Here is a 22,204-nt window from a genome sequence, read left to right on the forward strand (position 1 = left end):
AATATCGGAGATGGTGAAGGACTCGGCGTGAACTTCAGCGATCATCAGTGCGGACATGACCGCAGTTAGCAGCAGACGTTTCATGAAGTCCTTTTATTCCAACTGGCAATAAACAACCCGCCGCGACAACACGGCGGGTTCGCAATTGAGCGAAGCTTTATAGTCGACCCAGATCGTTGATCAGGGCGAGCAACATCACCCCTATGACCAAACTGATACCGATCTGGACCCCCCAACCTTGCACCCGATCCGACAGCGGACGACCGCGCGCCCACTCGACCAGGTAAAACAGCAAATGCCCCCCATCCAGTACCGGGATGGGCAGCAGGTTAAGAACCCCCAGGCTTATGCTCAGGTAGGCCAGGAAATTCAGGAAATCCCCCACGCCGGACTGGGCCGAAGCGCCCGCCACTTTAGCAATGGTTATCGGTCCACTCAAGTTTTTTACCGAGAGCTCTCCGAACAGCATTTTCTTCAGCGACTCAAGGGTCAGGACGCTCATGTTCCAGGTGCGCGACAAGCCCTCACCCACCGCTTCCAGCGGGCCGTAGCTGACTTCGCGGAGCATGCTGGCAGGCCATTCGCCACCTTTTACCCCGGCACCCAGATAGCCACCGACTGCTTTGCCCTCGCCTTTGCGGGCCAGGGTCACCGGAACGTCCAGGGCCACGCCATCACGCTCCACGCGCACCACGACTTTGGCATCCGGGCGTGCACGCACGCTGTCGACAACCTGTTGCCATTCGGTCACGGCCACGCCATCGACGGCCAGCAGTTTGTCACCGGTTTTCAGGCCCGCAGCGGCAGCCGGCCCCTTCGGATCGATCTCGGCCAGTACAGGCACGATCGCCGGGCGCCAAGGGTGCAGACCAAGCGACTGGATCGGGTCCGGCTCGTCGGCGCCCTTGAGCCAGCTGTCCAGTTTGACCTGCAACTGGCGCTCGGCAGTGGCGCCCTCGTCGAGCACGCCAACCTGCAAAGTGCCGCTCTCGCCCAGGCGGCGAACCAGCTGCAGGTTGACCGCTGACCAACCGTTGGTCGGCTTGCCGTCAATGGAGACGATTTCCTGACCTGCGGTCAGGCCAGCCGACGCAGCCAGGCTGCCACTGTCGACCGCACCGATCACCGGACGGACCTGCTGGGTACCCAGCATTGCCAGCACCCAGAAGAACAGGATGGCCAGCAGGAAGTTGGCAATCGGGCCTGCTGCGACGATCGCGATACGCTGGCGAACCGACTTGCGGTTGAACGACTGCCCGGCCAGCGCAGGCGGCACATCGCCCTCGCGCTCGTCGAGCATCTTGACGTAGCCACCCAGCGGAATCGCCGCGACCACGAACTCGGTACCGTGGCGGTCATGCCAGCGCAGCAACGGCGTGCCGAAGCCCACCGAGAAGCGCAGCACCTTGACGCCGCAGCGGCGCGCCACCCAGAAGTGGCCGAACTCGTGGAAGGTGACCAGCACCCCCAAGGCCACGAGGGTGCCGATAATCATGTAGAGCGCAGTCATGTCCATCTCCGAATGATGTTCAGCAGGCCGGCTTCAGCGACCGTGACGCCTCAGCCACTCACGGGAAAGCTCCCGGGCACGCTGGTCGGCGGCAAACACCGCATCCAGCGATGGCAGCGGCACGACGGGCTCTTGGTCGAGCACCTGTTCGATCATACCCGCGATCTCCGGGAAGCGGATACGCCGCCCGAGAAATGCCTCGACCGCCACCTCGTTGGCTGCGTTGAGCACAGCAGGTGCACTGTTGCCGGCCTCGGCAGCCTGCCGCGCCAGGCGCAGGCAAGGGAAGCGCTGTTCGTCGGGCGCCTGAAAATCCAGACGGGCGATGGCGAACAGGTCAAGCGGTGCCACTCCGGAGTCGATCCGCTCGGGCCACGCCAGGGCATTGGCGATCGGCGTGCGCATGTCCGGGTTGCCCAGCTGTGCCAGCACCGAACCGTCCACATAGTCGACCAGGGAGTGGATCACGCTCTGCGGGTGCACCACCACCTCGACCTTGGCCGGCGCGGCATCGAACAGCCAGCAGGCTTCGATCAGCTCAAGCCCCTTGTTCATCATGCTGGCCGAGTCGACGGAAATCTTGCGCCCCATCGACCAGTTAGGGTGCGCGCAGGCTTGTTCCGGGGTCACGTCCAGCAATGCCTCGACCGGTGTTTCACGGAACGGGCCGCCGGAAGCCGTGAGCAGGATCCGGCGTACGCCGACCGCGCTCAGGCCGCGCGCATAATCGCCGGGCATGCACTGGAAAATCGCGTTGTGCTCGCTGTCGATTGGCAACAGCACGGCACCACTGCGCCGTACCGCCTCCATGAACAGCGCGCCAGACATCACCAGGGCTTCCTTGTTGGCCAGCAACACCTTCTTGCCCGCCTCGACGGCCGCCAAGGTAGGACGCAGGCCGGCCGCACCGACAATGGCTGCCATCACGGCGTCCACTTCCGCTGCCGAGGCCACCTGGCAAAGCCCGGCCTCACCCTCCAGCACTTCGGTAGCGCAACCGACCGCAGCCAGGCCTTCGCGCAGCCGCACAGCGGCCTCAGCGCTCGGCACCACGGCGAACGCCGGACGATGGCGCACGCACAGGGCCAGCAATTCATCGATACGCGAATAGCCGCTGAGGGCAAACACCTGGTAGCGGTCGGGGTGTCGCGCAATCACATCCAGCGTGCTCAGGCCGATGGAGCCAGTGGCCCCGAGCACGGTAATACGCTGCGGGCGACTCACATCACACCCCATTCGGCAGCCCACAGCAGCACAGCAAAGATCGGGATCGCTGCGGTCAGGCTGTCGATGCGGTCCAGCACACCACCATGGCCAGGCAGCAGGTTACTGCTGTCCTTGATGCCGGAGCGGCGCTTGAACATGCTCTCGGTCAGGTCACCGACCACCGAGGACATCACCAGCAACGCGGCGCCCAGCAGGCCCAGCAAGAGCTGGCCAAAGCCCCAGTCGCGGCTGATGCCGACACCCAGGGTAATCAACAGGCTGACGGCCAGGCCGCCATACACACCTTCCCAGCTCTTGCCAGGGCTGACCTGCGGGGCGAGCTTGCGCTTGCCAAACGCCCGGCCAGAGAAGTACGCGCCGATGTCGGCAGCCCAGACCAGCACCATGACCGAGAGGATCAGCCAGTTGCCCAGCGGCCAGTGCTTGAGCAGCACCAACCCCTGCCAGGCTGGCAGCAACACCAGCAGGCCAATCAGCAACCGACAGGCGGCACTGGCCCACAGCTCGCTGCTGCGCGGATAAGTAAGCACCAGCCAAGTGGCCAGGCCCCACCAGATCACCGCAGCGCCCAACACCCAGGGCGCCAGCTCCGGGAGGATGTACAGCAGCATCAGCGCCCCGGCGACCACCAAGGCATAGGCAATGCGCAGCGGTTGGGCCATGAGCCCGGCCAGGCGCGCCCACTCCCAGGCGCCAAGGGTCACCACGAAGCCGATGAACAGGGCAAAATCCCCACCGTTGAGCAGGAAAAAACCGCCCAGCGCGATCGGCAGCAGGATCAGCGCGGTAATGATGCGTTGTTTAAGCATTAAGCACGAGCTCCAGCCTCGACCTGCTCGCTGGTCTTACCGAAGCGGCGCTGGCGCGAAGCGAAATCGGCCAGGGCATTGCGCATGGCCTCGTGTTTGAAGTCCGGCCAGTACAGGTCGGAGAAGTACAACTCGGCATAGGCCAGTTGCCACAACAGGAAATTGCTGATGCGGTGCTCGCCACCGGTGCGGATGCACAGGTCCGGCAGCGGCAGCTCGCCGGTTGCCAGGCACGTCTGCAGCAGACCCGGGGTGATGTCTTCCGGGCGCAGGTGACCGGCTTGCACTTCCCGCGCCAGCCGCTGGGCGGCCTGGGCGATATCCCATTGGCCACCGTAGTTGGCTGCGATCTGCAGGATGAAGCGATTGTTGCCGGCGGTCAGCGCCTCGGCTTCGCGCATGGCGGCCTGCAATTCAGGGTGGAAACGCGAACGGTCACCGATGATGCGCAGGCTGATGTTGTTCTCGTTGAGGCGTTTGGCCTCGCGGCGCAGGGCCGAGAAGAACAGCTCCATCAACGCACCAACCTCTTCGGCCGGGCGCTGCCAGTTTTCACTGGAGAAGGCGAACAGGGTCAGTACCTCGACCCCGGACTTGGCACAGACTTCGATGACCGCGCGAACGGCGTCGACACCCGCCTTGTGCCCGGCAACGCCGGGCAGCAGGCGCTTTTTCGCCCAGCGGTTGTTGCCATCCATGATGATCGCGACATGACGCGGCACCGAGGACGGTGCCGCCAACTTGGACTTTTCCATTAAAAAACCCCGGCCTTAGACGGCCATCAGGTCCTTTTCCTTGGCTTTGTAAGCAGCATCGACTTCAGCAATGAACTTGTCGGTCAGCTTCTGGATCTCGTCCGCCGCACGACGCTCTTCGTCTTCGCTGATTTCCTTGTCCTTGGTCAGCTTCTTCAGGTCGCCCAGGGCATCGCGGCGCACATTGCGCACAGCGACCTTGGCATCCTCGGCCACACCGCTGGCCTGCTTGGTGTAACCCTTGCGGGTTTCCTCGGTCAGGGCCGGCATCGGCACGCGAATGGTGGTACCGGCGCTGGACGGGTTCAGGCCCAGGTCAGAGGTGAGGATGGCCTTTTCGATGGCAGCGCTGAGGTTCTTGTCGTGCGCGACGATCTTCAGGGTGCGGGCATCTTCGACGGTGATCGCGGCCACCTGGTTCAGCGGCATCTCGCTACCCCAGGCAGTGACCTTGACGCTGTCCAGGATGCTTGGGTGGGCGCGACCGGTGCGGATTGCCGCGAGGTTGCGAGCCAGGGCTTCGATGGACTTGCCCATGCGCTCCTGCGCGTCTTTCTTGATGTCGTTGATCATGCTTGGCCTTCCTCGATCAGAGTACCTTCAGCGCCACCCACCACGATGTTCAGCAGGGCGCCAGGCTTGTTCATGTTGAATACCCGCAATGGCATCTTGTGGTCACGGCACAGGCAGATTGCGGTCAGGTCCATCACACCCAGCTTGCGATCCAGGACCTCATCGTAGGTCAGGTGATCGAACTTCTCGGCGTGTGGGTCCTTGAATGGATCGGCAGTGTACACACCATCGACCTTGGTCGCCTTCAGCACCACGTCGGCATCGATTTCGATGGCGCGCAGGCAGGCCGCGGAGTCGGTGGTGAAGAACGGGTTGCCGGTACCGGCGGAGAAAATTACCACATCCCCGGAGTTGAGGTGGCGAATAGCTTTGCGACGATCGTAATGATCGGTGACACCGACCATGGAAATGGCCGACATGACCAGGGCCGGGATGTTCGAGCGCTCCAGCGCATCGCGCATGGCCAGACCGTTCATCACGGTGGCCAGCATGCCCATGTGGTCACCGGTGACGCGGTCCATGCCGGCTGCGCTGAGCGCGGCGCCGCGGAACAGGTTGCCACCACCGATCACCAGGCCGACCTGGACACCGATCCCTACCAGCTGGCCAACTTCAAGGGCCATGCGATCCAGCACTTTCGGGTCGATCCCGAAGTCTTCCGAGCCCATCAGGGCCTCGCCGCTAAGTTTGAGCAAAATGCGTTTATAGCGAGGTTGGCGACCACTCACCTGCTGAGCCATTGCGAGTCTCTCCTGCGGCGTACTTTTAGAAAATTCGTGCGGGCTGTTTGCAGCCTGCTAACTGTAGCGTGGCACCGTTTTGGTGCCAGCGGCGGCGAGTTTTATAAACCCTTCGCCGTTTTGACAAAGAGGCTGCGCGCGTGAGCGGGCAGCCTCTTTTGGGCGACAGACGGGGCTGTCTTACTGCTTGGCAGCAGCTACCTGAGCGGCAACTTCAGCAGCGAAGTCGTCGACTGGCTTCTCGATGCCTTCGCCTACTTTGAAGTAGGTGAAGGAAACGATTTCAGCGCCGGCTTTCTTGGCCAGTTCGCCAACCTTGACTTCCGGGTTCATGACGAAAGCTTGCTCTTTCAGCGAGGCTTCGGCTTTGAACTTGGTGATACGGCCGTTGATCATGTTCTCAACGATGTTTTCCGGCTTGCCGGCGATCTTGTCGGCGTTCAGCTGCAGGAAGACACCCTTCTCGCGCTCGATGGCCTCGGCGGAGATTTCCGACGAATCCAGGAACTCAGGGTTCGAAGCTGCAACGTGCATGGCGATGTTCTTGGCCAGCTCGACGTCGCCGCCTTTCAGGACAACGACAGCACCGATCTTGTTGCCGTGCAGGTAGGCACCGACAACGTCACCCTCAACGCGCACCAGGCGACGGATGTTGACGTTCTCGCCGCACTTGGCAACCAGGGCTTCACGAGCAGCTTCACGCGAAGCGATCAGCGGAGCAGCGTCGGTCAGCTTCTCGGCGAAGGCTTGCTCGAGGCTTTCGGCTACGAAGTTCTTGAAGTCGTCTTGCAGGGCCAGGAAGTCGGTCTGCGAGTTCACTTCCAGCAGGACGGCGGATTTACCGTCGGTCTTGACCGCGATAGCGCCTTCAGCAGCGACGTTGCCAGCCTTTTTGGCGGCCTTGATGGCGCCCGAGGCACGCATGTCGTCAATGGCTTTCTCGATGTCGCCGCCGGCCTTTTCCAGGGCCTTTTTGCAATCCATCATGCCTTCGCCGGTACGCTCGCGCAGTTCTTTTACCAGCGCTGCAGTAATTGCTGCCATTTCAAAATCCTCTTGGAAAGTTTTTCAACCATTCCACCCGTTCGTCACGGGCGTTCAATTCTGCTAATCCGCTGTTTTCATTTCAGCGAGCCCATGATGCGGGGCCGATGCTGACAGCAGGATTTCAAGGTGGCAAAAAGGGGGCAGAGCCCCCTTTTTGCGTGCCAAGTAGACGCTAGCGCCTATTACTCAGCAGCAGGTGCAGCCGCTTCTTCAGCGTAAACTTCGGTGCCGCCGGCAACGTTGTTGCGGCCGCGGATGACTGCGTCAGCCATCGAAGTCATGTACAGCTCGATAGCGCGGATGGCGTCATCGTTACCCGGGATGATGTAGTCAACACCTTCAGGGCTGCTGTTGGTATCGACAACGCCGATAACCGGGATGCCCAGCTTGTTGGCTTCGGTGATCGCGATGCGCTCGTGATCAACGTCGATAACGAACAGAGCGTCTGGCAGACCGCCCATATCCTTGATGCCACCCAGGCTGCGATCCAGTTTTTCCAGGTCGCGGGAGCGCATCAGGGCTTCTTTCTTGGTCAGCTTGGCGAAAGTGCCGTCTTCGGCCTGGGTTTCCAGGTCGCGCAGACGCTTGATCGAAGCGCGGATGGTCTTGTAGTTGGTCAGCATGCCGCCCAACCAACGGTGGTCAACGTATGGCGAACCGCAACGAGCAGCTTGCTCGGCGACGATCTTGCCGGCGGAACGCTTGGTGCCGACGAACAGGATCTTGTTCTTGCCCTGGGCCAGGCGCTCAACGAACGACAGAGCGTCGTTGAACATTGGCAGGGTTTTTTCCAGGTTGACGATGTGGATCTTGTTACGCGCGCCGAAAATGTACTTGCCCATTTTCGGGTTCCAGTAACGGGTCTGGTGGCCGAAGTGCACACCGGCCTTCAGCATATCGCGCATGTTGACTTGGGACATGATAGTTCCTTGATAAGTCGGGTTGGGCCTCCACGTATCCCAATGACCAACCCGCGAATTTCGCAACTCGGGGCACCCAGGTCATCGTGTCGACACGTGTGTGGGTTTAAGTGCTGACGGGGTCGTCCCCGAAAGCGGCGCATTTTATACCACAGACCGCAGCCGAACGGAACCCGGATACTGTTGCGTCCGTCAGCGGCTTTTGCAGCACCTGCGCTTTCGCGCCAGAATGCCAGCTATAGACAGCAGCCTGGCCGCCTTTATCCCGACCGATCGGCGCCTTGCTCTGCTAGAATCCGGCCTTTCCCGTTTGTTCGCGCCGTATACGGCGCCGTAGAGAGCCTGTAATGACCGTCACCATCAAGACCGCAGAAGACATCGAAAAGATGCGCATCGCTGGCCGCCTGGCCGCCGACGTGCTGGAAATGATCGAAGAACACGTCAAGCCCGGTATCACCACCGAAGCGCTCGACCGCCTGTGCCACGACTATATCGTCAATGTCCAGCAGGCCATCCCGGCACCGCTCAACTACAAGGGCTACCCGAAGTCGATCTGCACCTCGATCAACCATGTGGTCTGCCACGGCATCCCCAACGACAAGCCGCTCAAGGACGGTGACACGCTCAACATCGACGTCACCGTGATCAAGGACGGCTACCACGGCGACACCAGCCGCATGTTCCACGTGGGTACCGTGCCGGTCTGGGCCGAACGCCTGTCCAAGGTGACCCAGGAGTGCATGTACAAGGCCATCGAGCTGGTCAAGCCGGGCTGCCGCCTGGGCGACATCGGTGAAGTGATCCAGAAGCACGCGGAAAAGAACGGCTTCTCGGTGGTGCGCGAGTTTTGCGGCCACGGCATCGGCAAGGTGTTCCACGAAGAGCCGCAAATCCTGCACTACGGCCGCGCCGGCACCGGCATGGAACTGAAAGAAGGCATGACCTTCACCATCGAGCCGATGATCAACCAGGGCAAGGCCGACACCAAGGTACTGGGCGATGGCTGGACCGCCATCACCAAGGACCGCAAGCTCTCGGCCCAATGGGAACACACCCTGGTGGTGACCGCGACCGGCTACGAGATCTTCACCCTGCGCAAGGACGACACCATCCCGCGCACCTCGGCCTGACCGTACTCCGACAGGCCACCCCACGACAGGAACGTGACGCGATGCCCCAGGTGGATCCCGAGCTGTTCGACCGCGGCCAGTTCCAGGCGGAACTGGCCCTCAAGGCGAGCCCTATCGCCGCCTTCAAGAAAGCCATCCGCCTGGCCGGCGAGGTGCTCGACAAGCGTTTTCGCGCGGGCGGCGAAATCCGCCCACTGATCGAAGCCCGCGCCTGGCTCGTGGACAACATCCTGCAACAGGCGTGGAACCAGTTCGACTGGGGCGACCACAGCGGCATCGCCCTGGTTGCGGTGGGCGGCTACGGGCGCGGTGAACTGCACCCGCATTCGGACATCGACCTGCTGATCTTGCTGGGCGCCGCCGAGCACGAGCAGTACCGCGATGCCATCGAACGTTTTCTCACCTTGCTGTGGGACATCGGCCTGGAAGTGGGCCAGAGCGTGCGCACCGTCGACGAATGTGCCGAGCAGGCCCGCGCCGACCTGACGGTCATCACCAACCTGATGGAAAGCCGCACCATTGCCGGCCCCGAGGCCTTGCGCCAGCGCATGCTTGAGGTAACCAGCACCGCACACATGTGGCCGAGCAAGGAATTTTTCCTGGCCAAGCGCGCCGAACTCAAGGCCCGCCACCACAAGTACAACGACACCGAGTACAACCTCGAACCCAACGTCAAGGGCTCACCAGGCGGCCTGCGCGACATCCAGACGGTACTGTGGGTGGCGCGCCGCCAGTACGGCACCCTGAACCTGCATGCACTGGCTGGCGAAGGCTTTTTGCTGGAAAGCGAGAACGAGCTGCTGGCCTCCTCCCAGGACTTTCTGTGGAAGGTGCGCTACGCCCTGCACATGCTGGCCGGGCGCGCCGAGGACCGGCTGCTGTTCGATCATCAGCGCAGCCTGGCCGCACTGCTGGGTTACAGCGACGAAAACCCCAAGCGGGCAATCGAGCAGTTCATGCAGCAGTACTACCGGGTGGTGATGAGCATCAGCCAGCTGTGCGACCTGATCATCCAGCATTTCGAGGAAGTGATCCTCGCCGACGACGACAGCGGCACCACCCAGCCGCTGAATGCGCGGTTCCGCCTGCATGATGGCTATATCGAGGCCACCAACGCGAACGTGTTCAAGCGCACGCCATTCGCCATGCTGGAAATCTTCGTGCTGATGGCCCAGCACCCGGAAATCAAAGGCGTGCGTGCCGATACCGTGCGCCTGCTGCGCGAGCACCGGCACCTGATCGATGACACGTTCCGCACCGATATCCGCAACACCAGCCTGTTCATCGAGCTGTTCAAGTGCGAAATCGGTATCCACCGCAACCTGCGGCGGATGAACCGCTACGGCATCCTTGGCCGCTACCTGCCGGAGTTCGGGCTGATTGTCGGGCAGATGCAGCATGACCTGTTCCACATCTATACGGTCGATGCGCACACCCTCAACCTCATCAAGCACCTGCGCAAGCTGCAATACACGCCGGTGTCCGAGAAATTCCCGCTGGCCAGCAAGCTCATGGGCCGCCTACCCAAACCCGAGCTGATCTACCTGGCTGGCCTGTACCACGACATCGGCAAAGGCCGCCAGGGCGACCACTCCGAACTGGGCGCAGTGGATGCGAAGAAGTTCTGCGAGCGCCACCAGTTGCCGGCCTGGGACAGCCGCCTGATCGTCTGGCTGGTGCAGAACCACCTGGTCATGTCGACCACCGCCCAGCGCAAGGACCTGTCCGACCCGCAGGTGATCAACGACTTTGCCCTGCACGTGGGTGACGAGACACGCCTGGACTACCTCTATGTGCTGACCGTGGCCGACATCAACGCCACCAACCCCAGCCTGTGGAACTCCTGGCGGGCCAGCCTGCTGCGTCAGCTGTATACCGAGACCAAGCGTGCCCTGCGCCGGGGCCTGGAAAACCCGCTGGACCGCGAAGAGCAAATTCGCCAGACACAATCCGCAGCGCTGGATATCCTGGTGCGCGAAGGCACCGACCCGGACGACGTCGAGCAGCTGTGGTCGCAACTGGGCGATGACTACTTCCTCAAGCACAACGCCGCAGACGTGGCCTGGCACAGTGACGCGATTCTGCAACAACCCGCCGATGGCGGGCCGCTGGTGCTGATCAAGGAAACCACCCAGCGCGAGTTCGAAGGCGGCACGCAGATCTTCATCTATGCCCCCGACCAGCATGATTTCTTCGCCGTGACGGTGGCCGCCATGTCGCAGCTGAACCTGAACATTCATGACGCGCGGATCATCACGTCGAGCAGCCAGTTCACCCTCGACACCTACATCGTCCTGGATAACGACGGCGGATCGATCGGCGACAACCCACAGCGGGTCAAACAGATTCGCGACGGCCTGACCGAAGCACTGCGCAACCCCGAGGACTACCCGACCATCATCCAGCGCCGGGTACCGCGCCAGCTCAAGCACTTCGACTTCCCGCCGCAGGTGACCATCCTCAACGATGCCCAGCGCCCGGTGACCATCCTCGAAATCACGGCGCCCGATCGCCCGGGGCTGCTGGCCCGGCTTGGGCGGATTTTCCTGGAGTTCGACCTGTCGCTGCAAAACGCCAAGATCGCCACCCTCGGCGAACGGGTGGAAGACGTGTTCTTCATCACCGATGCCGACAACCAGCCGCTGTCCGACCCGCAGCTGTGCAGCCGCCTGCAGGAAGCCATCGTGCAGCAACTGCAGGCCGGCCAAGGTAGCGACGCCAGCCCGACCCGCGTGACCTTTTAACGATTAGACGATTGACGAGACCTTGCGCCGATGAACCATGCCTTGACCCAGCTTCAGCCCTACCCCTTCGAAAAGCTCCGCGCCCTGCTGGGCAGCGTGAAGCCTGCGGCGGACAAACGCGCCATCGCCCTGTCGATCGGTGAGCCGAAGCACGAATCGCCGGCGTTCGTCGCCCAGGCCATGGCCGACAACCTCGACAAGCTGGCGGTATACCCCAGCACCATCGGCCTGCCGGCACTGCGCCAGGCGATTGGCCAATGGTGCGAACGGCGCTTTGGCGTGCCCGCCGGCTGGCTGGACGCCGATCGCCACATCCTGCCGGTCAACGGTACCCGCGAAGCGCTGTTCGCCTTCACCCAGGCCGTGGTCAACCGCGCCGATGATGGCCTGGTGGTCAGCCCCAACCCGTTCTACCAGATCTACGAAGGCGCAGCGCTGCTGGCCGGGGCCGCCCCGCACTACCTGCCGTGCCTGGAAAGCAATGGTTTCAACCCCGACTTCGACGCGGTGCCGGCCGAAGTGTGGAAACGTTGCCAGATCCTGTTCCTGTGCTCGCCAGGCAACCCCACTGGCGCGCTGGTGCCGATGGATACCCTGAAGAAGCTGATCGCCCTGGCTGACGAGCACGACTTCGTGATCGCTGCCGACGAATGCTACAGCGAGCTGTACTTCGACGAAGACGCGCCGCCTCCAGGCCTGCTGACCGCCTGCGCCGAACTGGGCCGCAGCGACTTCAAACGTTGCGTGGTGTTCCACAGCCTGTCCAAGCGTTCCAACCTGCCGGGCCTGCGTTCGGGCTTCGTAGCGGGCGACGCCGAGATCATCAAGCCGTTCCTGCTGTACCGCACCTACCACGGCTGCGCCATGCCGGTGCAAACCCAGCTGGCCAGCATTGCCGCCTGGCAGGACGAGGCGCATGTGCGCGAGAACCGCGACCAGTACCGCGCCAAGTACGATGCCGTGCTGGACATTCTGCAGCCGGTGCTGGACGTGCAGCGCCCGGACGGCAGCTTCTACCTGTGGGCCAAAGTGCCGGGTGACGATGCCGAATTCACCCGTGACCTGTTTGAAGCCCAACATGTGACGGTGGTGCCGGGGTCGTACCTGTCGCGTGAAGTAGACGGCGTGAATCCGGGTGCGGGGCGCGTGCGCATGGCGCTGGTTGCGCCGCTGGCTGAATGCATCGAGGCGGCAGAGCGGATTCGCGCATTCCTGCAGAACCTCTGACAGCCCCATTCGCGGGCACGCCCGCTCCCACAGGTGCTGCGCTGATTTCAAATGCAGCGCTTGACCTGTGGGAGCGGGCGTGCCCGCGAATGGCCTTGATAGGGTCTACTTGACCGGCCCCAGGTTCGCCTCGCTCATATCCAGCTCCCCCAGCACCTGGCGCACCACCTCATCCCCCACTTCGTGCTGGCGATGCAGGTTATACAGCTCCAGCCGCTGCGCCCGCAGCGCACGCAAGCGCAAACGCCGCTCCAGCAAGTCCATCTGTTCGGCCAGCGCCTTGGCCTCGGCACTGTCGTTATAGCTGTCCAGCTCATCCCGGTATTCCGCCATCAACCGCGCCTTCAGCTCGGTTGCCAGTGTCGCCTGCGCGGCGTCCTGCGGGGCATTGCTGTCAATGACCTCCTCAGCCTCCAGGGCGTGGATCGCCGCCTCGGCCGTACGCCGCCAGGCCTCCTGCACCTCCTGGTGCAAGCGCTCGTCTGCGCTCTTGGTTACCCCGCGCAACAAGAACGGCAGCGCAATGCAGGCGCTTATCAGCGACAACAGGATCACCCCTGCGGCAATGAAGATCAGCAAATCACGTTCCGGGAAGGCCTTGCCCGCCCCTATCAACAACGGAATAGACATCACACCGGCCAAGGTAACGGCACCGCGAACGCCACCCAGCGTCAGCAACCAGCAGGAGCGCGCCGTGGGCATCAGCACCAGCGCGGGCTTGCCGCGCCAGCGGCGAACCACGCCAATCGACCGCCAGATGCTCTGTACCCAGATGAACCGCAGCAAGATCAGCGCAGCAAAGATCGCCACTACATCCAGGCAACGGTAGGCCAGGGTCGGCCAAACAGTGGGTTCGTGGCTGACCACGGCCTTGATGATGTCCGGCAATTGCAGGCCCAGCAGCAGGAAGATCAGCCCATTGAAGGCGAACTCCAGCAGTGACCACACACTGCGGTTGAGCAGCCGCGTGCTGGTCTGCCGTGGCAACAGGTCGAGCCAGCTTTGCATCATGCCGGCCGCCACCGCCGAAAGGATGCCCGATACGCCCAGGCGCTCAGCCAATACATAGGCGGCGAACGGCAGCAGCAACATGAACACGACGTGGGTGGCCGGGTCATCCCAGCCGCGGGCGATCATCCAGGCACGCAGGCGGCCGATCAGCCAGCTCAGGGCGACACCCACCGCCAGGCCGCCCAACGCCACCAGAACAAAGGTGAAGCTCGCATCAGCCAGCGAGAACACCCCGGTGATTGCCGCCACCAGGGCAAACTTGAAGGTCACCAGGCCAGACGCATCGTTCATCAGCGCCTCGCCTTGCAACATGTGCATCAGCGGAGTGGGCAGGCGGTCCTGGGTGATGGCCGACACTGCCACAGCATCAGTGGGTGACAGTACTGCCGCCAGGGCAAAGGCCACCGGCAGCGGGATGCTCGGCAACAACCAGTGAATGAAGTAACCGGCTCCGACCACGGTGAACAGCACCAACCCTACGGCCAATGCCACCACCGGCCCACGGATTCGCCACAACTCACGCTTGGGGATGCGCCAGCCGTCGGCAAACAGCAGCGGCGGCAAGAACAGGAACAGGAACAATTCGGGGTCCAGGGCCACATGCAGGCCCAATGTCGGCCAGGCCAGCAAGGCACCGGCGGCAATCTGCACCAACGGCAAGGGCAGCGGCACCATGCGGCCAACCAGCTTCGACAGGCTGACCAGCGTCAGCAGGATGAGGACGGTGTAGGCGGACTGCATCCGGGAAAGCTTCCTTTGTGAACCAGAAACGATAGCAGGGCGAAACATCGCCATTGAAACAATATGTTAGCGGCGAGCGGCGGTTTGGGGCCGCTGCACGATAGTCGCAGGTGGCCGGGGAATATGTAACATGATGATACTCATGAGTGACCGAGCGGTTTAATGAGCCTGCTCAAGACTTGATCTGTCAGGAACCAGACGTATAATCAAGCTTAACGAATAACGTTAAGCATTCAAGCTCATGATTCGAAGCTTCAGCTGTAGCGAAACGGAAGCACTCTTCACGACTGGAAAGACAAGGCGTTGGTCAGATATCAAGTCGGTAGCGGAACGTAAACTGGCGATGGTCGATGCGGCATCAGAGCTGCGAGACCTTCGGTCGCCACCGGGCAACCGCCTGGAAGCGCTGAGCGGCAACCGTGTCGGCCAGCACAGTATTCGCGTCAATGACCAATGGCGTCTGTGCTTCACCTGGACCGACAACGGGCCGATTAACGTTGAAATTATCGATTACCACTGAGGTGCACCATGCTCAAGAACGGTATGCGTCCCATCCATCCCGGTGAAGTCCTGCGGGAGGACTTCCAGAAAGAAATGGGCTTCAGTGCCGCAGCACTGGCCAGGGCATTGGGCGTTGCCACACCAACGGTCAACAATATCCTGCGCGAACGTGGCGGTGTTTCCGCCGACATGGCACTGCGCCTGTCCATCTGCCTGGACACCACCCCCGAGTTCTGGCTCAACCTGCAGACTGCCTTCGATCTGCGCACAGCCGAACAGCAACACGGCGATGAGATCATCGGGGCGGTACAGCGCCTGGTCGCTTGAACACACCTTGTTCAACAAACATGGGTGCCACGGGCGTGGCGCCACGATGTTCGTTCCCGCATAATCCCGCGACTGACATCGGAAAACGGAGAGATTGGGGCAACCTGCGACCCCAATGCACACAATGACCTACACGCTCTACGGCATCAAAGCCTGTGACACCATGAAAAAGGCGCGTACCTGGCTCGAAGACAAGGCCATCGCCTACGAATTCCACGACTACAAGACCCAAGGCATCGACCGTGACAGCCTGAACCGCTGGTGCGACGAACACGGCTGGGAAGTCATCCTCAACCGTGCTGGCACCACCTTCCGCAAGCTGGACGACACCAGCAAGGCCGACCTCGACCAGGCCAAGGCCGTCGAGCTGATGCTGGCCCAGCCGTCGATGATCAAACGCCCGGTGCTGGACCTTGGCGCGCGTACCCTGGTCGGTTTCAAGCCCGACCTGTACGCCGCTGCCCTGGCCTGAGCCCCTACCCTATTTCGCACGAGGTAATCACATGTCCAATACCCTGTTCAGCCTGGCCTTCGGTGTCGGCTCCCAGAACCGCCAGGGCGCCTGGCTTGAAGTGTTCTACGCACAACCCCTGCTCAACCCGAGCGCCGAACTGGTCGCTGCTGTAGCCCCGGTGCTGGGCTATGAAGGTGGCAACCAGGCCATCGCTTTCAGCAACGCCCAGGCCGCGCAACTGGCCGAAGCCCTGAAAGGCGTTGACGCGGCCCAGGCCGCCCTGCTGACCCGCCTGGCCGAGAGCCACAAGCCGCTGGTCGCCACCCTGCTGGCCGAAGACGCTGCCCTGACCTCCACCCCAGAGGCCTACCTGAAGCTGCACCTGCTGTCGCACCGCCTGGTGAAGCCGCACGGTGTGAGCCTGGCCGGTATCTTCCCGCTGCTGCCGAACGTGGCCTGGACCAACCAGGGCGCGGTCGATCTGGCCGAACTGGCCGAGCTGCAACTGGAAGCGCGCCTGAAGGGCGAGCTGCTGGAAGTGTTCTCGGTGGACAAGTTCCCGAAAATGACCGACTACGTGGTCCCTGCCGGCGTGCGTATCGCCGACACCGCCCGTGTGCGCCTGGGCGCCTACATCGGCGAAGGCACCACCATCATGCACGAAGGCTTCGTCAACTTTAACGCTGGCACCGAAGGCCCTGGCATGATCGAAGGCCGCGTGTCCGCTGGCGTATTCGTTGGCAAGGGCTCGGACCTGGGCGGCGGTTGCTCGACCATGGGCACCCTGTCCGGCGGCGGCAACATCGTCATCAAGGTGGGTGAAGGCTGCCTGATCGGCGCCAACGCCGGTATCGGCATTCCGCTGGGCGACCGCAACACCGTCGAAGCCGGCCTGTATATCACTGCGGGCACCAAGGTGAACCTGCTGGATGAGAACAACGAGCTGGTCAAAGTGGTCAAGGCCCGCGACCTGGCTGGCCAGACCGACCTGCTGTTCCGCCGCAACTCGCTGAACGGCGCCGTGGAGTGCAAGACCCACAAGTCGGCCATCGAGCTGAACGAAGCGCTGCACGCCCACAACTGAGAACCTTCCCGGGTTTGAGGTGTTAAGATCGGGTCTGGCGCCACCGCGCCAGACCCGATTTTCATTCCAGGCCCCGTGAACATGTTCCAGCCCTCCCCCTGGCGTGCCGACTTCCCCGCCATCGCCGCCCTGCAACGGCAGCACCAGACCTACCTGGACAGTGCCGCCACCACCCAGAAGCCGCAAGCCCTGCTTGACGCCCTGAGCCATTATTACGGCCATGGCGCGGCCAACGTGCACCGTGCCCAGCACTTGCCCGGCGCACTGGCAACCCAGGCGTTCGAGACCAGCCGCGACAAGGTCGCCGCCTGGCTGAATGCTGAAGACTCCCGGCAGATCGTGTTCACCCACGGCGCCACCTCGGCGCTGAACCTTCTGGCCTACGGCCTGGAACACCGCCTCGAAGCCGGTGACGAAATCGCCGTCAGCGCGCTGGAGCACCATGCCAACCTGCTGCCCTGGCAACAGCTGGCGCGCCGGCGCAACCTGCGCCTGGTGGTGCTGCCGCTGGATGCCCGCGGCCGCATCGACCTGGAGCAGGCGCTGCAACTGATCGGCCCCCGCACCCGGGTGCTGGCGGTCAGCCAGCTGTCCAACGTGCTGGGCACCTGGCAGCCGCTGCCGGCGCTACTGGCCCATGCCCGCGCCCTGGGCACACTGACCGTGGTCGACGGTGCCCAGGGGGTGGTGCATGGTCGCCATGATGTGCAGCATCTGGGTTGCGACTTCTATGTGTTCTCCAGCCACAAGCTGTATGGCCCGGACGGGGTTGGCGTGCTGTATGGCCGCCCTCAGGCGCTGGAACTGTTGCGCCACTGGCAGTTCGGGGGCGAGATGGTGCAACTGGCCGAGTACCAGAGCGCCAGCTTCCGCCCGGCCCCGCTGGGGTTCGAGGCGGGAACGCCGCCAATCGCCGGGGTGATTGGCCTGGGCGCAACCCTGGACTACCTGGCCAGCCTGGATACCCAGGCAGTCGAATCTCACGAAACCAGCCTGCACCAGCACCTGCTCCGTGGGCTGGCCGACCGCGAGGGCGTGCGGGTGCTCGGTGCGCCACAGGCGGCCTTGGCCAGCTTCGTTATCGAGGGGGTGCACAATGCCGATATCGCCCACCTGCTCACCGAGCAAGGCATTGCCGTACGAGCCGGGCACCATTGCGCCATGCCACTGCTGAAAGGCTTGGGCCTTGAAGGCGCAATTCGAGTGTCGCTGGGCGTGTACAACGACAGCGATGACCTTCAGCGCTTCTTCGCTGCGCTGGATCAGGGCCTGGAGCTGCTGCGATGAGCATGCCGGAGCAAGCACGTCAGGCGCTGGAGGCTTTTGAACAGGGCAAGGGTTGGGAACAGCGGGCGCGGCTGCTGATGCAGTGGGGAGAGCGGCTGGAACCGCTGGATGATGCCGAGAAGACCGACGCCAACCGGGTGCATGGCTGCGAAAGCCTGGTTTGGCTGGTGGCCGAGCACGTTGATGGGCTTTGGCAGTTCAAGGCCACCAGCGATGCACGCTTGTTGCGTGGGCTGCTGGCCTTGTTGCTGGTAAGGGTTCAAGGCTTGGCCAGTGAAGAATTGGCCGGGCTGGACCTGCGTGAGTGGTTTACACAGCTGGGGCTGGAGCGTCAGCTGTCGCCATCGCGTAGCAATGGGCTGCATGCAGTGCTGCAGCGGATGGCGGAGTTGAGCCACAGCCGCTAAATCCAAGGCAAGCGCCGATCCCGTGGGAGCGGCCTTGTGTCGCGAAAGGGCTGCAAAGCGGCCCCGGCAATCTTCGCGGCGAAGCTGAAAATGAGGGGCCGCTACGCGCCCCATTCGCGACACAAGGCCGCTCCCACAGGGACCGAGCAAGCCCGAGAATATTTACTCAGGTTTGACCCGCTCCGAAGGCCGCCGCGCGCCGGCCACCAGCTTCTCGATCGCCTTGCTCGCCGCCACCATGCCAAAGGTCGCGGTCACCATCATCACCGCACCAAAGCCACCCGAGCAGTCCAGCCGCACCCCCTCGCCCACGAAACTCTTCTGCAGACAAACGCTGCCATCGCCCTTGGGGTAGCGCAGCTGTTCGCTGGAGAACACGCACGGCACGCCATAGTTGCGGCTGACATTGCGCGAGAAGTTGTAATCGCGACGCAAGGTGGAACGCACCCGCGAAGCCAGCGGGTCGTTGAAGGTCTTGTTCAGGTCGGCAATCTGGATTTGCGTGGGGTCGATCTGCCCACCGGCACCACCGGTGGTGACGATGGCGATCTTGCGCCGACGGCACCAGGCGATCAGCGCCGCCTTGGCCATGACGCTGTCGATGCAGTCGATCACGCAGTCGAGGTTTTCGGTAATGTACTCGACCATGGTCTCGCGGGTAACGAAGTCGGCCACCGCATGCACCGTGCACGCCGGGTTGATCGCCCGCAGGCGCTCGGCCATGACCTCGACCTTGGGCCGCCCCACCTGGCCTTCCAGGGCATGGGCCTGGCGGTTGGTGTTGCTGACGCACACATCGTCCAGGTCGAACAGGGTGATTTCCCCTACGCCGCTTCGGGCCAGCGCTTCAGCCACCCACGAGCCTACCCCGCCAATCCCGACCACAGCCACATGGGCCTGGCCCAGGCGCTGCAGCCCTTGGTCGCCGTATAACCGGGCAACGCCGGCGAAGCGTGGATCTTCTGTGCTCATCTTCATACCCCAAAAAACCGGCGCGCATTATATGCCAGCCGGCCCATGGCCTGCATCGTTAGGAAAGACACTGCCAACCCTGCTTTAATGTCCTATCACTTCGACACAAATGGACGACAATGTCTTCACGTAAATTCGGCCTGAACCTGGTCGTGGTCCTGGCCATCGCCGCGTTGTTCACCGGGTTCTGGGCACTGATCAACCGCCCGGTTTCCGCCCCCGCCTGGCCAGAGCAGATCTCTGGCTTTTCGTATTCGCCGTTCCGCCTGGGCGAAAGCCCGCAAAAAGGCCAGTACCCCACTGACGACGAGATGCGCCAGGACCTGGAGCAGTTGAGCAAACTGACCGACAGTATCCGTATCTATACCGTGGAGGGCACCCAGGCCGACATCCCGCGCCTGGCCGAGGAATTCGGCCTGCGGGTAACGCTGGGCATCTGGATCAGCCCGGACCTGGAACGCAACGAACGCGAAATCGCCACCGCCATCCAGTTGGCCAACACCTCGCGCAGTGTGGTGCGGGTCGTGGTCGGCAACGAGGCGCTGTTCCGTGAAGAGGTTACCCCGGAAAACCTGATCAAGTACCTGGACCGCGTGCGTGCAGCTGTGAAGGTACCCGTGACCACCAGTGAGCAGTGGCACATCTGGAAGGAAAACCCGGAAATTGCCAAGCACGTCGACCTGATTGCTGCGCACATCCTGCCCTACTGGGAGTTCGTGCCAATGAAGGATTCGGTCGAGTTCGTGCTCGACCGTGCCCGTGAACTGCGGCACCAGTTCCCGCGTAAACCCCTGCTGCTGTCAGAGGTCGGCTGGCCGAGCAACGGCCGCATGCGCGGAGGTGCCGATGCCACCCAGGCCGACCAGGCCATCTACCTGCGCACCCTGGTCAACACCCTCAACCGCCGTGGCTACAACTACTTCGTCATCGAAGCCTATGACCAGCCGTGGAAGGCCAGCGATGAAGGCTCGGTAGGCGCCTACTGGGGCGTGTACAACGCCGAGCGCCAGCAGAAGTTCAACTTTGACGGCCCGGTGGTGGCGATCCCGCAGTGGCGCGCCCTGGCCGTAGCCTCGGTAGTGCTGGCGATGATTGCCCTCATGGTGCTATTCATCGATGGCTCGGCCCTGCGCCAGCGCGGCCGCACCTTCCTCACCTTCATCACCTTCCTGTGTGGGTCGGTGCTGGTGTGGATCGCCTACGACTACAGCCAGCAATACAGCACCTGGTTCAGCCTGACCGTGGGCGTGCTGCTGGCACTTGGCGCGCTGGGCGTGTTCATCGTGCTGCTGACCGAAGCCCACGAACTGGCCGAGGCGGTATGGATACACAAGCGCCGCCGCGAGTTCCTGCCGGTGCAGGCCGACAGCGCCTACCGGCCCAAGGTGTCGGTGCATGTGCCGTGCTACAACGAGCCGCCCGAGATGGTGAAGCAGACCCTCGATGCCCTGGCCGCACTGGACTACCCCGACTACGAAGTGCTGGTGATCGACAACAACACCAAGGACCCGGCCGTGTGGGAGCCGCTTAAGGCTCACTGTGAGAAGCTCGGCGAGCGTTTCAAGTTCTTCCACGTCGCGCCCCTGGCCGGTTTCAAGGGTGGCGCGCTGAACTACCTGATCCCGCACACCGCCAAGGACGCCGAAGTGATCGCGGTGATCGACTCGGACTACTGCGTCGACCGCAACTGGCTCAAGCACATGGTGCCGCACTTCGCCGACCCGAAAATTGCCGTGGTGCAGTCGCCGCAGGACTACCGCGACCAGCACGAAAGCGCGTTCAAGAAGCTGTGCTACAGCGAGTACAAGGGCTTTTTCCACATTGGCATGGTCACCCGCAACGACCGTGACGCGATCATCCAGCACGGCACCATGACCATGACCCGGCGCACGGTGCTGGAAGAACTGGGCTGGGCCGAATGGTGCATCTGCGAAGACGCCGAACTGGGCCTGCGCGTGTTCGAAAAAGGCCTGTCGGCGGCCTACGCCCACAACAGCTACGGCAAGGGCCTGATGCCTGACACCTTCATCGACTTCAAGAAGCAGCGCTTCCGCTGGGCCTATGGCGCCATCCAGATCATCAAGCACCACGCCAGCGCCCTGCTGCGCGGCAAGGACAGCGAGCTGACCCGCGGCCAGCGTTATCACTTCCTGGCCGGCTGGTTGCCATGGATCGCCGACGGCATGAACATCTTCTTCACCATCGGCGCGCTGCTGTGGTCGGCGGCGATGATCATCGTCCCGCACCGCGTGGACCCGCCGCTGATGATCTTCGCCATCCCGCCGCTGGCGCTGTTCTTCTTCAAGGTGGGCAAGATCATCTTCCTGTATCGCCGTGCAGTAGGCGTGAACTTGAAAGACGCCTTCGCCGCAGCGCTGGCCGGCCTGGCGCTGTCGCACACCATCGCCAAGGCGGTGCTGTACGGGTTCTTCACCAGCAGCATGCCGTTCTTCCGCACACCGAAGAATGCCGACAGCCATGGGTTGCTGGTGGCGCTGTCCGAAGCACGCGAAGAGCTGTTCATCATGTTGCTGCTGTGGGGCGCGGCGCTGGGCATCTACCTGGTGCAAGGGCTGCCGAGTTCGGACATGCGCTTCTGGGTGGCGATGTTGCTGGTGCAGTCGTTGCCATATGTAGCGGCGTTGGTGATGGCCTTGCTGTCTTCGCTGCCCAAGCCGGTGGAGAAGGCTGCAGAACCGCAACAGGCTTGAGACTTGTGGGGCCGCAACGCGGCCCCA

Annotated in this window: 20 protein-coding genes and 1 pseudogene; 10 read left to right on the forward strand and 11 right to left on the reverse strand. The window is 62.8% G+C overall.

Annotated elements, in window-relative coordinates; translation table 11 throughout:
• The 9 genes and pseudogenes from A0O30_RS28220 to rpsB all read right to left on the reverse strand — a co-directional run.
• Positions 1–84 (reverse strand): annotated as a pseudogene (locus tag A0O30_RS28220) (outer membrane assembly protein); the annotation flags it as partial.
• A gap of 73 nt (positions 85–157) precedes the next feature.
• The gene (gene rseP, locus A0O30_RS13105; RefSeq protein WP_105946800.1) at positions 158–1,510 is read right to left on the reverse strand and encodes an RIP metalloprotease RseP; all 1,353 of its coding nucleotides are present in this window, start codon (positions 1,508–1,510) and stop codon (positions 158–160) included.
• A gap of 33 nt (positions 1,511–1,543) precedes the next feature.
• Complete coding sequence (gene ispC / locus A0O30_RS13110) at positions 1,544–2,734, reverse strand: 1-deoxy-D-xylulose-5-phosphate reductoisomerase (protein WP_105946801.1); 1,191 nt, start codon at positions 2,732–2,734, stop codon at positions 1,544–1,546.
• A complete protein-coding gene (locus A0O30_RS13115; protein ID WP_016712932.1) occupies positions 2,731–3,546 on the reverse strand; it encodes a phosphatidate cytidylyltransferase in 816 nt (271 codons plus the stop codon). The genes ispC and A0O30_RS13115 overlap by 4 nt, the downstream gene beginning before the upstream one ends.
• Positions 3,546–4,301: a polyprenyl diphosphate synthase gene (uppS, locus tag A0O30_RS13120; protein WP_016712933.1), complete on the reverse strand. Its 756-nt coding sequence runs from the start codon at positions 4,299–4,301 to the stop codon at positions 3,546–3,548. The genes A0O30_RS13115 and uppS overlap by 1 nt, the downstream gene beginning before the upstream one ends.
• A gap of 15 nt (positions 4,302–4,316) precedes the next feature.
• Positions 4,317–4,874, reverse strand: a complete 558-nt coding sequence (gene frr / locus A0O30_RS13125) for a ribosome recycling factor (protein ID WP_016712934.1) — start codon at positions 4,872–4,874, stop codon at positions 4,317–4,319.
• A complete protein-coding gene (pyrH, locus tag A0O30_RS13130) occupies positions 4,871–5,614 on the reverse strand; it encodes a UMP kinase (protein ID WP_003252294.1) in 744 nt (247 codons plus the stop codon). Before pyrH ends, frr begins: the two co-directional genes overlap by 4 nt.
• A gap of 180 nt (positions 5,615–5,794) precedes the next feature.
• Entirely contained in the window at positions 5,795–6,658 is an 864-nt protein-coding gene (gene tsf, locus A0O30_RS13135) for a translation elongation factor Ts (protein ID WP_105946802.1), read from the reverse strand.
• A 185-nt stretch (positions 6,659–6,843) separates the two neighbouring features.
• On the reverse strand, positions 6,844–7,581 hold the full coding sequence (rpsB, locus tag A0O30_RS13140; RefSeq protein ID WP_003252287.1) for a 30S ribosomal protein S2: 738 nt from the start codon (positions 7,579–7,581) through the stop codon (positions 6,844–6,846).
• Positions 7,582–7,928: 347 nt separating this feature from the next.
• On the opposite strand from rpsB, the gene map reads away from it, so the two are divergent.
• The 3 genes from map to dapC are packed head-to-tail and all read left to right on the forward strand — an operon-like array spanning position 7,929 to position 12,682.
• Positions 7,929–8,711 carry a type I methionyl aminopeptidase gene (gene map, locus A0O30_RS13145; protein ID WP_060497328.1) on the forward strand — a complete coding sequence of 261 codons (783 nt, stop codon included), beginning with the start codon at positions 7,929–7,931 and terminating at the stop codon, positions 8,709–8,711.
• A 41-nt stretch (positions 8,712–8,752) separates the two neighbouring features.
• Complete coding sequence (locus A0O30_RS13150; protein WP_105946803.1) at positions 8,753–11,455, forward strand: [protein-PII] uridylyltransferase; 2,703 nt, start codon at positions 8,753–8,755, stop codon at positions 11,453–11,455.
• Between the two features lie 30 nt (positions 11,456–11,485).
• Positions 11,486–12,682: a succinyldiaminopimelate transaminase gene (gene dapC, locus A0O30_RS13155; RefSeq protein WP_105946804.1), complete on the forward strand. Its 1,197-nt coding sequence runs from the start codon at positions 11,486–11,488 to the stop codon at positions 12,680–12,682.
• Positions 12,683–12,787: 105 nt separating this feature from the next.
• On the opposite strand, the gene A0O30_RS13165 is transcribed toward dapC, so the two are convergent.
• Complete coding sequence (locus A0O30_RS13165) at positions 12,788–14,434, reverse strand: Na+/H+ antiporter (protein WP_016712939.1); 1,647 nt, start codon at positions 14,432–14,434, stop codon at positions 12,788–12,790.
• A 241-nt stretch (positions 14,435–14,675) separates the two neighbouring features.
• Here A0O30_RS13165 and A0O30_RS13170 point away from each other — a divergent pair, with 241 nt between their 5' ends.
• The 6 genes from A0O30_RS13170 (at position 14,676) to A0O30_RS13195 (ending at position 18,494) form a co-directional block, all read left to right on the forward strand.
• Positions 14,676–14,954, forward strand: a complete 279-nt coding sequence (locus tag A0O30_RS13170; protein WP_105946805.1) for a type II toxin-antitoxin system RelE/ParE family toxin — start codon at positions 14,676–14,678, stop codon at positions 14,952–14,954.
• Between the two features lie 8 nt (positions 14,955–14,962).
• The gene (graA, locus tag A0O30_RS13175) at positions 14,963–15,262 is read left to right on the forward strand and encodes a type II toxin-antitoxin system antitoxin GraA (RefSeq protein ID WP_105946806.1); all 300 of its coding nucleotides are present in this window, start codon (positions 14,963–14,965) and stop codon (positions 15,260–15,262) included.
• A gap of 124 nt (positions 15,263–15,386) precedes the next feature.
• A complete protein-coding gene (locus A0O30_RS13180) occupies positions 15,387–15,734 on the forward strand; it encodes an ArsC family reductase (protein ID WP_028699979.1) in 348 nt (115 codons plus the stop codon).
• Positions 15,735–15,765: 31 nt separating this feature from the next.
• Positions 15,766–16,800, forward strand: a complete 1,035-nt coding sequence (gene dapD / locus A0O30_RS13185) for a 2,3,4,5-tetrahydropyridine-2,6-dicarboxylate N-succinyltransferase (RefSeq protein WP_060497332.1) — start codon at positions 15,766–15,768, stop codon at positions 16,798–16,800.
• Positions 16,801–16,881: 81 nt separating this feature from the next.
• Entirely contained in the window at positions 16,882–18,087 is a 1,206-nt protein-coding gene (locus A0O30_RS13190) for a cysteine desulfurase (protein WP_105946807.1), read from the forward strand.
• Complete coding sequence (locus A0O30_RS13195) at positions 18,084–18,494, forward strand: SufE family protein (RefSeq protein WP_105946808.1); 411 nt, start codon at positions 18,084–18,086, stop codon at positions 18,492–18,494. Before A0O30_RS13190 ends, A0O30_RS13195 begins: the two co-directional genes overlap by 4 nt.
• 162 nt (positions 18,495–18,656) lie before the next feature.
• Here A0O30_RS13195 and tcdA read toward each other — a convergent pair whose 3' ends face one another.
• Positions 18,657–19,466 (reverse strand): tRNA cyclic N6-threonylcarbamoyladenosine(37) synthase TcdA, encoded by an 810-nt coding sequence (gene tcdA, locus A0O30_RS13200; RefSeq protein ID WP_177410277.1) that lies wholly within the window; start codon positions 19,464–19,466, stop codon positions 18,657–18,659.
• 119 nt (positions 19,467–19,585) lie between these two features.
• Between tcdA and A0O30_RS13205 the strand changes: the two genes are divergently transcribed.
• Positions 19,586–22,177: a glycosyltransferase gene (locus A0O30_RS13205; protein WP_060497336.1), complete on the forward strand. Its 2,592-nt coding sequence runs from the start codon at positions 19,586–19,588 to the stop codon at positions 22,175–22,177.
• The last annotated feature ends 27 nt before the right edge of the window (positions 22,178–22,204 follow it).

Origin of the sequence: Pseudomonas sp. LLC-1 (genome assembly GCF_002992185.1) — a bacterium.
Taxonomy (GTDB): Bacteria; Pseudomonadota; Gammaproteobacteria; order Pseudomonadales; family Pseudomonadaceae; genus Aquipseudomonas; species Aquipseudomonas monteilii.